Annotated in this window: 11 protein-coding genes and 2 pseudogenes; 6 read left to right on the top strand and 7 right to left on the bottom strand. The window is 72.7% G+C overall.

Annotated elements, in window-relative coordinates; translation table 11 throughout:
* Positions 1-16: 16 nt before the first annotated feature.
* Positions 17-1,813, top strand: a complete 1,797-nt coding sequence (locus tag EV376_RS19890; protein ID WP_130325399.1) for a 5'-nucleotidase C-terminal domain-containing protein — start codon at positions 17-19, stop codon at positions 1,811-1,813.
* A 53-nt stretch (positions 1,814-1,866) separates the two neighbouring features.
* Here the strand turns inward: EV376_RS19890 and EV376_RS30270 are convergent, their stop codons facing one another.
* Both EV376_RS30270 and EV376_RS19885 read right to left on the bottom strand, forming a co-directional pair.
* The gene (locus tag EV376_RS30270; protein WP_165438038.1) at positions 1,867-2,043 is read right to left on the bottom strand and encodes a hypothetical protein; all 177 of its coding nucleotides are present in this window, start codon (positions 2,041-2,043) and stop codon (positions 1,867-1,869) included.
* A gap of 67 nt (positions 2,044-2,110) precedes the next feature.
* The gene (locus EV376_RS19885) at positions 2,111-3,265 is read right to left on the bottom strand and encodes a geranylgeranyl reductase family protein (RefSeq protein ID WP_130325397.1); all 1,155 of its coding nucleotides are present in this window, start codon (positions 3,263-3,265) and stop codon (positions 2,111-2,113) included.
* A gap of 165 nt (positions 3,266-3,430) precedes the next feature.
* On the opposite strand from EV376_RS19885, the gene EV376_RS19880 reads away from it, so the two are divergent.
* Positions 3,431-3,667, top strand: a complete 237-nt coding sequence (locus tag EV376_RS19880; RefSeq protein WP_130325395.1) for a hypothetical protein — start codon at positions 3,431-3,433, stop codon at positions 3,665-3,667.
* A gap of 36 nt (positions 3,668-3,703) precedes the next feature.
* Positions 3,704-5,143 carry an MFS transporter gene (locus EV376_RS19875; protein ID WP_130325393.1) on the top strand — a complete coding sequence of 480 codons (1,440 nt, stop codon included), beginning with the start codon at positions 3,704-3,706 and terminating at the stop codon, positions 5,141-5,143.
* Between the two features lie 1,086 nt (positions 5,144-6,229).
* On the opposite strand, the gene EV376_RS19870 is transcribed toward EV376_RS19875, so the two are convergent.
* Positions 6,230-6,820: a hypothetical protein gene (locus tag EV376_RS19870; RefSeq protein WP_130325391.1), complete on the bottom strand. Its 591-nt coding sequence runs from the start codon at positions 6,818-6,820 to the stop codon at positions 6,230-6,232.
* 806 nt (positions 6,821-7,626) lie between these two features.
* Here EV376_RS19870 and EV376_RS19865 point away from each other — a divergent pair.
* Positions 7,627-9,249, top strand: coding sequence for an alkaline phosphatase D family protein (locus tag EV376_RS19865; RefSeq protein ID WP_130325389.1), 1,623 nt, complete (start codon positions 7,627-7,629; stop codon positions 9,247-9,249).
* Positions 9,246-9,371 (top strand): hypothetical protein, encoded by a 126-nt coding sequence (locus EV376_RS30955; protein WP_486482712.1) that lies wholly within the window; start codon positions 9,246-9,248, stop codon positions 9,369-9,371. Before EV376_RS19865 ends, EV376_RS30955 begins: the two co-directional genes overlap by 4 nt.
* A 56-nt stretch (positions 9,372-9,427) precedes the next feature.
* Here the strand turns inward: EV376_RS30955 and EV376_RS30950 are convergent.
* The 4 genes and pseudogenes from EV376_RS30950 to EV376_RS19850 all read right to left on the bottom strand — a co-directional run.
* Positions 9,428-9,868: pseudogene (locus EV376_RS30950) on the bottom strand (hypothetical protein); the annotation flags it as partial.
* Positions 9,869-9,949: 81 nt separating this feature from the next.
* Positions 9,950-10,147: pseudogene (locus tag EV376_RS30945) on the bottom strand (hypothetical protein); the annotation flags it as partial.
* 400 nt (positions 10,148-10,547) lie between these two features.
* Complete coding sequence (locus tag EV376_RS19855) at positions 10,548-11,177, bottom strand: MBL fold metallo-hydrolase (RefSeq protein ID WP_130325385.1); 630 nt, start codon at positions 11,175-11,177, stop codon at positions 10,548-10,550.
* Complete coding sequence (locus EV376_RS19850) at positions 11,177-12,262, bottom strand: S-(hydroxymethyl)mycothiol dehydrogenase (protein WP_130325383.1); 1,086 nt, start codon at positions 12,260-12,262, stop codon at positions 11,177-11,179. The genes EV376_RS19855 and EV376_RS19850 overlap by 1 nt, the downstream gene beginning before the upstream one ends.
* A 184-nt stretch (positions 12,263-12,446) precedes the next feature.
* Here EV376_RS19850 and EV376_RS19845 point away from each other — a divergent pair, with 184 nt between their 5' ends.
* Positions 12,447-12,866: a hypothetical protein gene (locus EV376_RS19845; protein WP_130325381.1), complete on the top strand. Its 420-nt coding sequence runs from the start codon at positions 12,447-12,449 to the stop codon at positions 12,864-12,866.
* Positions 12,867-12,871: the final 5 nt, after the last annotated feature.

Here is a 12,871-nt window from a genome sequence, read left to right as displayed (position 1 = left end):
GATCGAAGGGCATGGCATGACCTCTCCCTCCGGCCCGTCACGCCGCCGGGTGCTCGCCGTCGCGGCGGCCGCCGCGAGCGCACCGCTGATCGCCGGCGGCCCCGCCCGGGCCGCTGCGGCTCCGGGACCGAAGACCTGGGACCTGACCGTCCTGGGCACCTCGGACACCCACGGCAACGTCTACAACTGGGACTACTACCGGGACGCGGAGTACGACGACAGCCGGCAGAACGACGTCGGAGTCGCGAAGCTCGCCACCCTCGTCAACCAGATCCGCGCCGAGCGCGGTGACCGACCCACCCTGGTGCTCGACGCCGGCGACACGATCCAGGGCACGCCGCTGGCCACGTACTACGCCAAGCAGGAGCCGATCACCGCCACCGGCGAGACGCACCCGATGGCCAACGCCATGAACGTCCTGCGGTACGACGCGGTGACCCTCGGCAACCACGAGTTCAACTACGGCCTGCCGCTGCTCGCGAAGTGGATCGAGCAGCTCGGCTTCCCGGCGCTGGCCGCCAACGCGGTCAACGCGAAGACCGGCAAGCCGGCCTTCCTGCCGTACCTCATCAAGGAGGTCCGGCTCGGCGCGGGGCGCGGCGGGCCGAAGCTGAAGGTCGGCATCCTCGGCCTGACCAACCCCGGCGTGGCGATCTGGGACAGGGGCAACGTCGAGGGCAGGCTGGTCTTCCCGGACATGGTCGAGACCGCGGCGAAGTGGGTTCCGGTCATGCGGGAGCGCGGCGCCGACATCGTGCTCGTCTCCGCCCACGGCGGTGACAGCGGCACCTCGAGCTACGGCCCGGAACTGCCGAACGAGAACCCCTGCGCGATCATCGCCGAGCAGGTGCCGGGCATCGACGCGATCCTGTTCGGGCACGCCCACAACGAGGTCGTGGAGAAGTTCGTCACCAACACGGTCACCGGCGAGCGGGTCCTCATGGCGGAGCCGTCCAAGTGGGGCCAGCGGCTCACCCGGATGGACTTCACGGTGGGCCGGGTCCGCGGCCGGTGGCGGGTCCTCGACAAGCGCGCCAGCATGCTGAACACCAACACGGTGGTCGAGGACCCGGCGGTCCTCGCGGCCGTCCGGGCCCAGCACGCCAAGACCATCGCGTACGTCAACCAGGTCGTCGCCCGCTCGACCGTGGAGCTGTCGGCCGCGGAGTCCCGGTACAAGGACACCCCGATCCTGGACTTCATCAACCACGTCCAGACCGAGGTGGTCACCGAGGCGCTCGCCGGCACCCCGCACGCCGGGCTGCCGGTCCTGTCGATCGCCGCGCCGTTCAGCCGCACGGCCGTGTTCCCGGCCGGCGACGTGAAGATCCGCGACGTCGCCGGCCTCTACGTGTACGACAACACGCTGGAGGCGGTCGTGCTGACCGGCGCCGAGGTGCGGGCCTACCTGGAGTACTCCGCCAAGTACTTCCGCACCCTCGCCCCGGGCGCACCGGTCGATCCGGAGTCGATCAGCGACCCGGCGGTGCCGGACTACAACTACGACGTCATCTCCGGGCTCGACTACGACATCGACATCTCCCGCCCGGTGGGCCAGCGGATCACCCGCCTGGTGCTGCCCGGCACGGAGACGCCGGTGGCCGACGACGCGCAGTTCGTGGTGGCCGTGAACAACTACCGGCGCAGCGGTGGCGGCAACTTCCCGGGCATCATGAAGACCCAGGTCTACAACGCCCAGCAGGAGATCCGCCAGTTGCTCATCGACTGGGCCCAGGCCCGGGGCGCGATCGACCCGGCCGACTTCTTCCAGCCGAACTGGAAGCTGGTGCGCGAGGGCGCGCCGGTCTTCTGACCGATCCGGTCGACGGGCCGTGGGCGTGCGTACGCCCGCGGCCTGTCGCCGTCTCAGGCGCCGTGGCGCAGGTCCCAGGCCACCTCGTCGCCCGGGTCGGGCCGGTCCCGGCGGGGCTCCGTCTCGGTCAGCTCGACCCGGTCCGCCGGGCGCACCGGCGGTGGCAGCTCGCCGAAGCGTACGTGCCGCAGGAAGGCGTACTCCTCGTCGGTGAATGGCGGCTCGGCCATCGGCCCCTCCCCTCGTGGGGCTCCATTCTCCGCCCGGAACGCCCAGCGTCACCCTCTCTAGGGCGTCCTAGGAAGATAGGTCATGTGCCGTCGGGCGGGCCGGCAACCGGTCCAGCAACGCCAGCGCGGCCCGCACCGGCGGCCGTGTCAGCATCTCGTCGAAGCCGGCCCGCCCCTGACAGAAGCGGACGAACATCCGCCACCCCGGCGGCGTCGCGAGCAGCCCGTGGAACGCCCCCGGCCGGCGGGTGAACGCGGCCAGGAGGCGGTGCCCCGCCCGCATCGACGGGACCAGCCCGGCCGCCACCGACCGCTCGTACCCGCCCAGGTCGTCCGCCGCGACGGCCGCCCCGGCCAGCGCACCGGAGCGCAGCGCGTAGCTGATCCCCTCCCGGCTCCACGGTTCCAGCAGGCCGGCCGCGTCCCCCGCCACCAGCACCCGCCCCCGGCGCAGCGGCGAACCCTCCGCCCGGCAGCGGGTCAGATGACCCGAGTCGTGCACCGGCTCGACACCCGCGAGCCCCAACCGGTCCACGAACGACCGCAGGTACGCCCGGGTCCGCTCCCCCGCCCCACGCGCCGCGATCACCCCCACCGTCAACAGGTCGTCCTTCGGGAAGACCCAGGCGTACGAACCGGGCAACGGACCCCAGTCCACCAGCACCCCGCCCCGCCAGCGGGCCCGCTCGGCCGGCGGCACCGGCAGCTCCAGTTCCAGCCCCAGATCGACCTGGCGGTGCCGGACCCCCACGTGCCGGGCGGTCACACCGGACGAGCCGTCGGCACCGATCACCGTACGGGCGATCACCGTCTCCCCGCCGGCCAGCCGCAGGCGTACCCCCTCGGGCTCCGGCTCCACCGCCCGGACCGCGACCCGCTGGCGCAGCTCCGCCCCGGCGGCGACCGCGGCCGCCCGCAGCCGGTCGTCGAACTCCGCCCGGCGCACCATGGTCACCAGCGGACCACCGGCATGACGGCGGGTGAACGCGCGTCGCCCGTCGCGGGTGAACGTCACCCGGTCCACCCGGTCGTGCGCCGGCACCTCGATCCGGTCGGCGACCGCGGCCAGCGACGTGCCGATCAGGCCTCCCCCGCACGTCTTGTAGCGCGGATGGGCGGCCCGCTCCACGACCAGCGTGCGGACGCCCGCGCGGGCGGCGACGTACGCGGCGGACAGGCCGGCGGGACCCGCGCCCACCACCGCGAGATCCCAGACGGTCACCCCGGCAGCCTAGAACCCCGGTCGGCGTTCCGCCGCCAGGCCCGGCCGTGACCTGGACACCGCTCCCGCGGGACACCGCCCGATCGGGTGGGCATCTTCGGACACCGGCCGGGTAACCGCGGCGCAGGCCGCCTGCACCGCAGGCGGGTACCGAAGGAGGACGACATGCAGCAGGTGCAACTGTCGGAGATCGAGGAACGGGTGTACGACGCGGTCGCCGCGCTGGAGGCGCGCGGCCAGGTGCCGTACCCGGACCTCATCGCCGAGGAGACGGGGCTGACCGAGGAGCAGCTGCGCGCACCCCTGCACCAGCTCACCGAGAAGAACCTGTTGCACCGCGAGGACTCGCCGCTGGCCGGCCTGGACTTCGGGCCGCGGTTCTGCGCGCGGCAGCCGGCGTGACGGTTCACCTTCCGGGCTCGGGGTAGCGGTCGGCGTATGGGTGATCGTTCCTCCCCGGGCCCTCCTGCGCGCCCGGCGCCGGCGCCCACCGGGAAGCCGCGCCGCTGGCCGGCCCTCGCGGTCGGCCTGGTCGCCGCCTTCATGACGCTGCTCGACGTCAGCATCGTCAACGTCGCCATCCCGTCGATGGACCGGGCGCTCGGCGCCACACCCAGCGACCTGCAGTGGGTGCTGTCCGGGTACGCGCTCACCTTCGGGCTGGTGCTCGTACCCGCCGGCCGGTTCGGCGACGCCCACGGCCGGCGGAACGCGTTCGTCGTCGGCATCGCCCTCTTCACAATCACCAGCGCCGCCGCCGGACTCGCACCCTCACCCGGCTGGCTGGTCGCCGCCCGGCTGCTCCAGGGCGCCGCCGCCGGCGTGGTCAACCCACAGGTCACCGGGCTGATCCAGGAACTGTTCCAGGGACCCGAACGGGCCCGCCCGTTCGGACTGCTCGGCGCGACCATCGGCATCTCCACCGCCATCGGGCCGCTGCTCGGCGGCGTACTCATCCACCTCGGCGGCATCGAGCACGGTTGGCGCTGGGTCTTCTTCGTCAACGTCCCGGTCGGTGTGCTCGCCGTCGTCCTCGGCTGGCGGCTGCTCCCGCACCGGCCGCGGGGCCGCGCCGACCATCGCCGGCTCGACCCGGTCGGTGTGCTGCTGCTCGGAACCGGCGTCCTGCTCGTGCTGCTGCCGCTGGTCCAGGAGCACTGGCGGGACCCGGCGAAGTGGCTGCTCGTACCGGCCGGCCTGGTCGCGCTCGGCGGCTTCGCCGCCTGGGAACACCGGTACGGCCGGCACCACGAACCGCTGTTCGATTTGCGCCTGCTCGGCGTCCGCTCGTACGGCCTCGGCGCGCTGATCGCGCTGGTCTACTTCGGGGGCTTCACCGCCATCTTCTTCATCTTCACCCTGTACCTGCAGAACGGCCTCGGCTACAGCGCGCTCGTCGCCGGCCTGGCGATCACCCCGTTCGCGCTGGGCTCGGCCGCCGCGTCCGCCGTCGGCGGCCGGATCGTCAACCGCTACGGCCGCCCCCTCGTCGCGGTCGGGCTGCTCACCGTCGTGGTCGGCCTGGTCGCCGTCGTCCTGGCGCTGAGCCGGGTACCCGCCGGCGTCCCCGTCCCGTGGTGGACCGCCGCGCCCCTGCTGCTGGCCGGACTCGGCAGTGGCCTGGTCATCGCGCCGAACCAGACCCTCACCCTCGCCCAGGTGCCGGTCGCCCAGGCCGGTAGCGGCGCGGGCATGCTGCAGACCGGCCAGCGCATCGGCGCCGCCGCCGGCATCGCCGCCGTCGGCTCGGTCTTCTTCTCCTCCCTCGCCGCGAGCGGCGGGGACTGGTCGGTCGCGTTCCGCCACTCACTGCTGCTGGCCGCCGGCGTCATCGCGCTCGCGCTGGTCGCGGCCCTGGCCGACATCGTCCGCCGCTAACTCCCGACCCGAGTACGCAGACAGCGCCGCCCCCGGGCCCGGGTGGGCTCGGGGGCGGCGCTGGGGTGTCGGTGTGCAGGTCGCCTCTCGGCGAGTGGCGCGACGCGGCTCCAGCCGGACGGTATTCCGCGAAGGCAATTTAGGTGAGGCCCGGGGACACTGGACACACCGACACCTGACTCAACACGCTACCCGCCCGGGCTCTTCCACCGGCGACGGTGACCGCGCACACGCTCGGGTTCGGTTCGTGCCGGGCTTCGTCTTGGTTGCGGTGGGGATGGTCGGTTCGGGGCTGGCTTCTGCGGGGTTGCGATTGGGGGGTGGGGCCCGCCGTGCCCGGCTCCGCGCGATCAGGCGTCGGTTCGTGGCTGGCTTCTGCGGAGTTGCGATTGGGGGGTGGGGCCCGCCGTGCCCGGCTCCGCGCGATCAGGCGTCGGTTCGTGGCTGGCTTCTGCGGAGTTGCGATTGGGGGGTGGGGCCCGCCGTGCCCGGCTCCGGGCGGTCAAGCTTGATCCCTGCGCCGGTCACGGCGGGCCCCACCCCCGTCGCGGTCCCGGTCCGCACGCCCGTCCCGCTCAGCCCCGGCCGTTTCGGCCCGGTCAACCCCGGCCAGCGCGTCCCGGCCAGCCCCACCCCAGGGCCTGGTCCGGCTTGTGCGCCCGTTCCCGGTCAACCCGGACTATCCGGCTCGGTCGGCCCCGGCCCGTCCAATTCGTGATCGACTCGGTTTACCGCGTCCCGGGGTATCCATCAGCTGTGACACCCCGACTTACCGCACACGGAGTGGATCACGCCCGGAGGTGCTGTCCCCCGGTCAACCCCTGCCCGTCTTGTTCGTGATCGACTCGGGTTGCCGCGTCTCGGGGTATCCAGCGGCCGTGACACCCCGAGATACCACACACGGAGTGGATCACCCGGGTGTGCTGTCCCCTCGGGGCCGGTCGGGCCGGTCGCCGGTCGGGCCGGCCGGGCCGGGTTGCCGGTCGGGCCGGTCGGTCGGTGGGGACGCCGCTGGCCGGCACCCCGGTGTCGGGTGCCGGCCAGCGACTTGTTTCCCCCTGTGAGGAAGGTCTGCGGTTGTGTGGGTCAGCTCCAGTGCTTGGCGACCAGGTCGGCGGCCTGCTGTTCCCACTGGGCGTAGTGGTCCGGGTAGGCCGAGACCTGCACGGTCTGCGCGGCCTTGGTCAGCGGCATGTCCTGCCAGCCGTCGACCTGCTGGAGGCCCTTGAGGAACGCCATGGTCGAGTACTCGGGGTCGGTGATCTGCTCCACCGTGCCCCACCCGCTGGACGGGCGCTGCTGGAACAGGCCCTGCGAGTCATGGTCGTTGCGCTCACCCAGGTGACCCAGGTTCTCCAGCTTCGACTCCTGCAGCGCGGTCGCGATCGCGACCACGGCGGCCCGCTCGTCCATGCCGGACTTCTTCGTCGCCGCGATGATCGCCTTCACATTCGCGGTCTGCTCATCGGACAGGTCGATGCGCGACTGCTTGCCCTGCACACCATGCGGGACCAGCTTGCCCGCATCAGGCTTGTCAGCCCGCACCACAGCGGCAGCGGTGGTGGGGGTGGTTTCGAGGGTCGGGGCGGCGTGCGCGGCGACCGGGCCACCGACCAGACCACCAGCAAACGCCAGACCAGCAATACCCAGAACGCTCTTACGCATGATCGTGTTCATCACGAAGCTCCATTCGGGGGTCGACACCACCAGCCCAAAAGGGGGGACAGGCGTAGGCGGTGCAAGCACCATCCGAGGCGCTCAAAAGACTCGGGGAAAAACCACCGGCATCCGAGGGGCGGGGGGATGGCCCTTCACGGCGCCGGGTCCAGGTGTAACGACCGACCGGCCACCAACATTCCGGCGACCACTGGGCCAACCAGGATCCGGCTGACACCCACAGAAACCCACCGCCAGGGACGGTTGCGGTGCCGTAGCCGGGTGATGACGTATACGAGTCAGGTCCACAGCCGCCGACCCGGGCCCATCAGAACCCGCCCGGCCCGCCGGCCCTGCTCGATCGTCCAGTGGATGTAACGACCCCGAGCCCGCCACCATTCCACCCCCACGATGCCCCGACCACACCCCCAAACCCGACACCCGACCCCAGACCCGCACACCCGACCCGGACACCCGGCACAGCCCGCGACCGCACCCCCGGAAGACCCCCAGACCCCCACCGGGGCGTTACCGGTCAGAACCCCGCCACGAGACAGATCCCAAGCCCTCGCCAGCGGGCGGACCCGGACCAGGTCAGGGGTGTGGCCCACCGTGACCCGGCGCAGGGACCAAGCTGACCGCCCGAAGCCGGACACGGCGGGCCACACCCGCCAACCGCAACCACCGAACGAAAGCCCGACACGGCAAGGCCGTAAGGCAGAAACGAGCCACAGAGGACGAACAATGCGAACCCATTGAGAAGGATCGAAGAACACCCGCCGTACGGGGCAGCGGACGAAGCGTGGTTGACGGTAGACACATAGACCATGACGAACACCCTCGACCGTCGTACCCTCCTGCGTGCCGCCGGCGCATCCGCCGGCACGGCCGTGCTCGCCGGCGCCACCCTTGCCGGCCCGGCCCGCGGCGCCGGCGGCGCCTTCCGACACGGCGTCGCCTCGGGCGACCCCCTGCCCGACGGCGTCCTGCTCTGGACCCGGATCACCCCCACCGAGGAGGCGCAACCCGGCTCCGGTGTCGGCCCGGACGTGACGGTGGGCTGGCAGGTCGCCGTCGACCCAGACTTCGCCTCGATCGCGGCCCAGGGGACGCAGGTGACCAGTCCGGCCCGCGACCACACGGTCAAGGTGGCGGTGGGCGGCCTCGCCCCCGCCACCACGTACTGGTTCCGCTTCGGTCACGGCGACACGTGGTCGCCCACCGGCCGGACGATGACGGCCCCGCCGGCCGACGCCGAGATCGACCGGCTCCGGCTGGGTGTGGTGTCCTGCTCGAACTGGGAGGCGGGCTACTTCGCGGCGTACCGGCACCTGGCCGAGCGCGGTGACCTGAACCTGGTGGTGCACCTCGGCGACTACGTGTACGAGTACGGCACCGGGCAGTTCGCGGCCGGGGACACGGTGGTGCGGCCGGTCCGGCCGGCGCACGAGACGCTGACCTTGGCGGACTACCGGATCCGGCACGCGCTCTACAAGACCGACCCGGATCTGCAGGCCCTGCACGCGGCGGTGCCGTGGGCGATCACCTGGGACGACCACGAGGTCGCCAACGACCAGTGGTCCGGCGGTGCGGAGAACCACACCCCCGGCACCGAGGGCCGTTTCGCCGACCGGGTGGCGGCGGCGCGGCGGGCGTACGCGGAGTGGATGCCGGTCCGCACCGGGCCGGACGGGGCGATCTACCGGCGGCTGCGCTTCGGCCGGCTCGCCGACCTGTCCATGCTGGACCTGCGGACGTACCGCTCGCAGCAGGCCTCGGGGCTGGCGGTCGACGATCCGCGCCGGAGCATCACCGGCGAGGCGCAGATGACCTGGCTGAAGGCCGGGCTGGCCGGGTCGGACGCGCGCTGGAAGCTGGTCGGCAACCCGGTGATGATCTCCCGGCTGGACGTCGGCGCCCTGCCGGCCTGGCTGCTCGGGCCGCTGGGCACGTTGCTGGGCGTCCCCCAGAACGGCGCGGTGCTCAACACGGACCAGTGGGACGGCTACAACGCCGACCGCAACGAGCTGATCGACCACCTGCGGGCCAGCGGCACGAGGGATGTGGTCTTCCTGACCGGTGACATCCACACCTCGTGGGCGAACGAGGTGACCACGAAGGCGACAGGCGGCGCCAACCCGGCCGCCGCGGAGTTCGTGGTGCCGTCGGTGACCAGTGACAACGTCAACGACTTCCTCGGCCTGCCGGCGGGCAACGCGCTCAGTTCCCTCGGTGCCGGGCTGATCCGGTCGACCAACCCGCATGTGCGGTGGACCGAGTTGGACGGGCACGGTTACGGCGTGCTGGAGGTGACGCGTCAGCGGTGCCGGATGGACTGGTACCACCTGACGGACCGGACCCGTGCCGCGAGCGCCAGCCGCTGGGTGGCGGGTTGGTCGGTGGCCGCCGGCTCGGCCCGGCTGCGCAAGGAGAGCGCGCCGCTGGGGTGACCGTTCGCGACGGCAACCACCGCCGCCTGCTGCCGGCGGTGCCCCGGAACCTGGCGGCTGCCCTGGCGGCGGTCGGGATCGCCGCTTCACCCGACTGGTTGTCGCGGCGGGCCGCGACCTGAGCGGACACGACAACGGCCGGTCCCCGTACGGGGACCGGCCGTTGGTCACGCGGTTGTCACCAGAGCTGGGCGACGATGTCGGCCGCCTGCTCCTCCCACTGGGCGTAGTGGAACGGGTACGCCGAGACCTGCACCGTCTGCGCCGCGGTGGTCAGCGGCAAGTCCTGCCAGCCGCCGACGTTCTTCAGCGCCTCGAAGAACGCCGTCGAGGCGTACTCCGGGTCGGTGATCTGCTCGGGCGAGCCCCAACCCGACGACGGGCGCTGCTGGAACAGGCCCTGCGAGTCGTGGTCGTTGTACATGCCCAGGTGGCCGAGGTTGTACAGCTTCGACTCCTGGAGCGCGGTCGCCACGCCGATGACCGCCCCGCGCTCGCCGACGCCGGTGTCCTTGGCGACCTCGATGATCGTCTTGGCGTTCTCGCGCTGGGCCTCGTCGAGCGGGATGCGCGACTGGGCGCCCTGCACGCCGTGCGGGATCAGCTTCTCGCGCTTCGGCTTGCCGGCCTTCGGCTTGTCGGTGCTACCGCCGGTGGTCAGGCCCGACTCGACGGTCGGGCTCGGGCGGGCCCCGTCGTCCTTGCCGGTGGCCAGCTCGATCGCGGCCACGGCGCCCTCGTGCGGGCCGCTGGTGACCGGGGCGGCCACGGCGGTCGGCGCCAGGGCGAGGCCGCCGATCGCGGCGACGCCCGCCACGCTGAGCAGGAGCTTGCGGTTCGAGTTCGAGTTCGAGTCCTTCGCGATGGCCGGGAGCCATCGAGTGAAGTCGTACTTCACGATGTGCCCTTTCGGTCAGGCGAAGCGCTCCGGATTGAGCACTCCTCGGGGGAACTGCCACGCCGGAGGGGGTTTGGATTCCGGCGGTACGGGGGACACAACCAGCCCGGGCTGACTGACATTCCGGAAATCGGCCCTGCCTGGACGGCTGCGATCCAGCTCACGCCGGGTTCCGGACGGGCGGGCACGATCCGCCGCAGACGCGACGAAGTCCTGACCCGTCGGCGGTCGGACGAGCCGACACGCGGCGCCACGGGATGGCCGAAACCGGACACGGCACGCACCCGCGTCGGAGGACGTCAGCCCGCGCGCAGGCGACGCGCAGGACCGCGCGGACACCGGCGGCAGCGTCACCGGGACGGGACGGACCGGCCGGAACCCCGCCGCCCGGCGGGGTCAGTCAGTGCCCGCGCGCGATCCACTCCGGCAGGTGCGGCGCCTCGGCCGCGATGGTGGTGCTGGCACCGTGCCCGGTGTGCACCATGGTCTCCGGCGGGAGGGTGAGCAGCCGGTCCCGGATCGAGGCGATGATCGTGTCGAAGTCGCTGTAGGAGCGGCCGGTCGCGCCCGGCCCGCCGGCGAACAGCGTGTCCCCGGTGAAGACCGCGCCGAGCGTGGGCGCGTGGAAGCTGCAGGCGCCCGGGCTGTGGCCGGGCGTGTGCAGCACGGTGAGGGTGGCGCCGGCGACCTCGACGGTCGCACCGTCGCGCAGTTCCCCGCCGGGCGACTCGTCGGGGTGCACCAGGTCCCACAGGACCCGGTCGGCGGGGTGCAGCAGTACCGGCGCGCCGGTGGCCCGCGCCAGCGCGGGCGCCACCCGGACGTGGTCGTCGTGGGCGTGCGTGGCGAGGATCGCCCGTACCCGCCGCCCGCCCACCAGGGCGAGGATGGCGGCCACGTCGTGCGGGGCGTCCACGACCACGCACTCGGCGTCGTCGCCGACGACCCACACGTTGTTGTCGACGTCGAAGGTCTGCCCGTCGAGGGAGAAGGTGCCGGCGGTGACGGCGTGGTCGATCCGGGCCGCCATCAGAGGACCACCACCGAGCGGAGCACATCGCCACGGTGCATCCGGTCGAACGCCTCCTCGACCTGGTCCAGCGCGATCTCCTCGGTGACGAACGCGTCCAGGTCCAGGCGGCCCTGCAGGTAGAGCTGGGTCAGCAGCGGGAAGTCCCGGCTGGGCAGGCAGTCGCCGTACCAGCTGGACTTGAGCGAGCCGCCCCGGCCGAAGACGTCCAGCAGCGGCACCTCGACCGCCATCTCCGGCGTCGGTACGCCCACCAGCACCACCGTGCCGGCGAGGTCGCGGGCGTAGAAGGCCTGCTTCCACGTCTCCGGCCGGCCGACCGCGTCGATGACCACGTCCGCGCCGAACCCGCCGGTCGCCGCGCGGATCGCGTCGACCACGTCCTCGTTGGTGGCGTCGACGGTGTGGGTGGCGCCGAAGCGGCGGGCCCAGTCGAGCTTGCGGGCGTCGGTGTCCACCGCGATGATCGTCGTCGCGCCGGCCAGCGTCGCGCCGGCCACCGCCGCGTCGCCGACCCCGCCGCAGCCGATGACCGCCACCGAGTCGCCGTGGGTGACGCCGCCGGTGTTCATGGCCGCGCCGAGACCGGCCATGACGCCGCAGCCGAGCAGCCCCACCGCGGCCGGCCGGGCGGCCGGGTCGACCTTGGTGCACTGGCCGGCGTGGACGAGCGTCTTCTCGGCGAAGGCCCCGATCCCGAGGGCCGGGGTGAGCTCGGTGCCGTCGGTCAGGGTCATCTTCCGCGCCGCGTTGTGGGTGGCGAAGCAGTACCAGGGCCGGCCCCGGCGGCAGGCCCGGCAGACCCCGCAGACCGCTCGCCAGTTGAGCACCACGAAGTCACCCGGTGCGACGGCGTCGACGCCGGCGCCGACCTGCTCGACGACGCCGGCCGCCTCGTGCCCCAGCAGGAAGGGGTACTCGTCGTTGATGCCGCCCTCCCGGTAGTGCAGGTCGGTGTGGCAGACGCCGCAGCACAGGACGCGGACCACCGCCTCACCCGGCCCGGGATCCGGCACCACGATCGTGGTCACCTCGACCGGCGCGCCCTTGCTGCGGGAGATGACTCCTCGGACCTGCTGGCTCACGATCTCCTCCTGCCCACGGCGACCGGCGCCGTCCCACCCCGGATGGCCGCACGCGGTGCGGCTCCGACGATCACACCTCCGGTGACCGTACCGCCGATGTCGGGGACGGCCTAGCGGCGCGGGGTTAGCTCGGCCGGTGCGGGGTAGGCAGGCCCACGGTTCGCAGGTCGGACGGGAGTGCGCGATGAAGTTCAGCCATGTGCCGCTGCGGGTCACCACCGGCGCGTACATCCTCAATTCGGGGCTCAGCAAGCGGACGCTGGAGGGCGAGGCCGCCCAGGGTATGCACGCGATGGCCGTGGGCGCCGTCCCACAGCTGAAGCAACTGGCGCCGGACCGGTTCGCGATGCTGCTCTCCCGGGCCGAGACCGCCCTGGGCGCGGCGCTGCTCGCGCCGTTCGTTCCGTCCGCCCTGGCCGGCCTGGGGCTGGCCGCGTTCAGCGCCGGCCTGGTGCGCCTCTACCTGAAGACGCCCGGGATGCGCGAGCCGGGCAGCCTCAGGCCCACCCAGGACGGCATCGGCCTGGCCAAGGACGTCTGGCTGCTCGGGGCGGGCCTGACCCTGATCCTCGACGACCTCATCCTGCGCCGCCGCTTCAGCTGAGCGCG

The sequence above is a fragment of the Micromonospora sp. CNZ295 genome, assembly GCF_004217535.1.
Note: the sequence above shows the minus strand (reverse complement) of the source record. Positions and strands in the feature narration are given on the sequence as shown.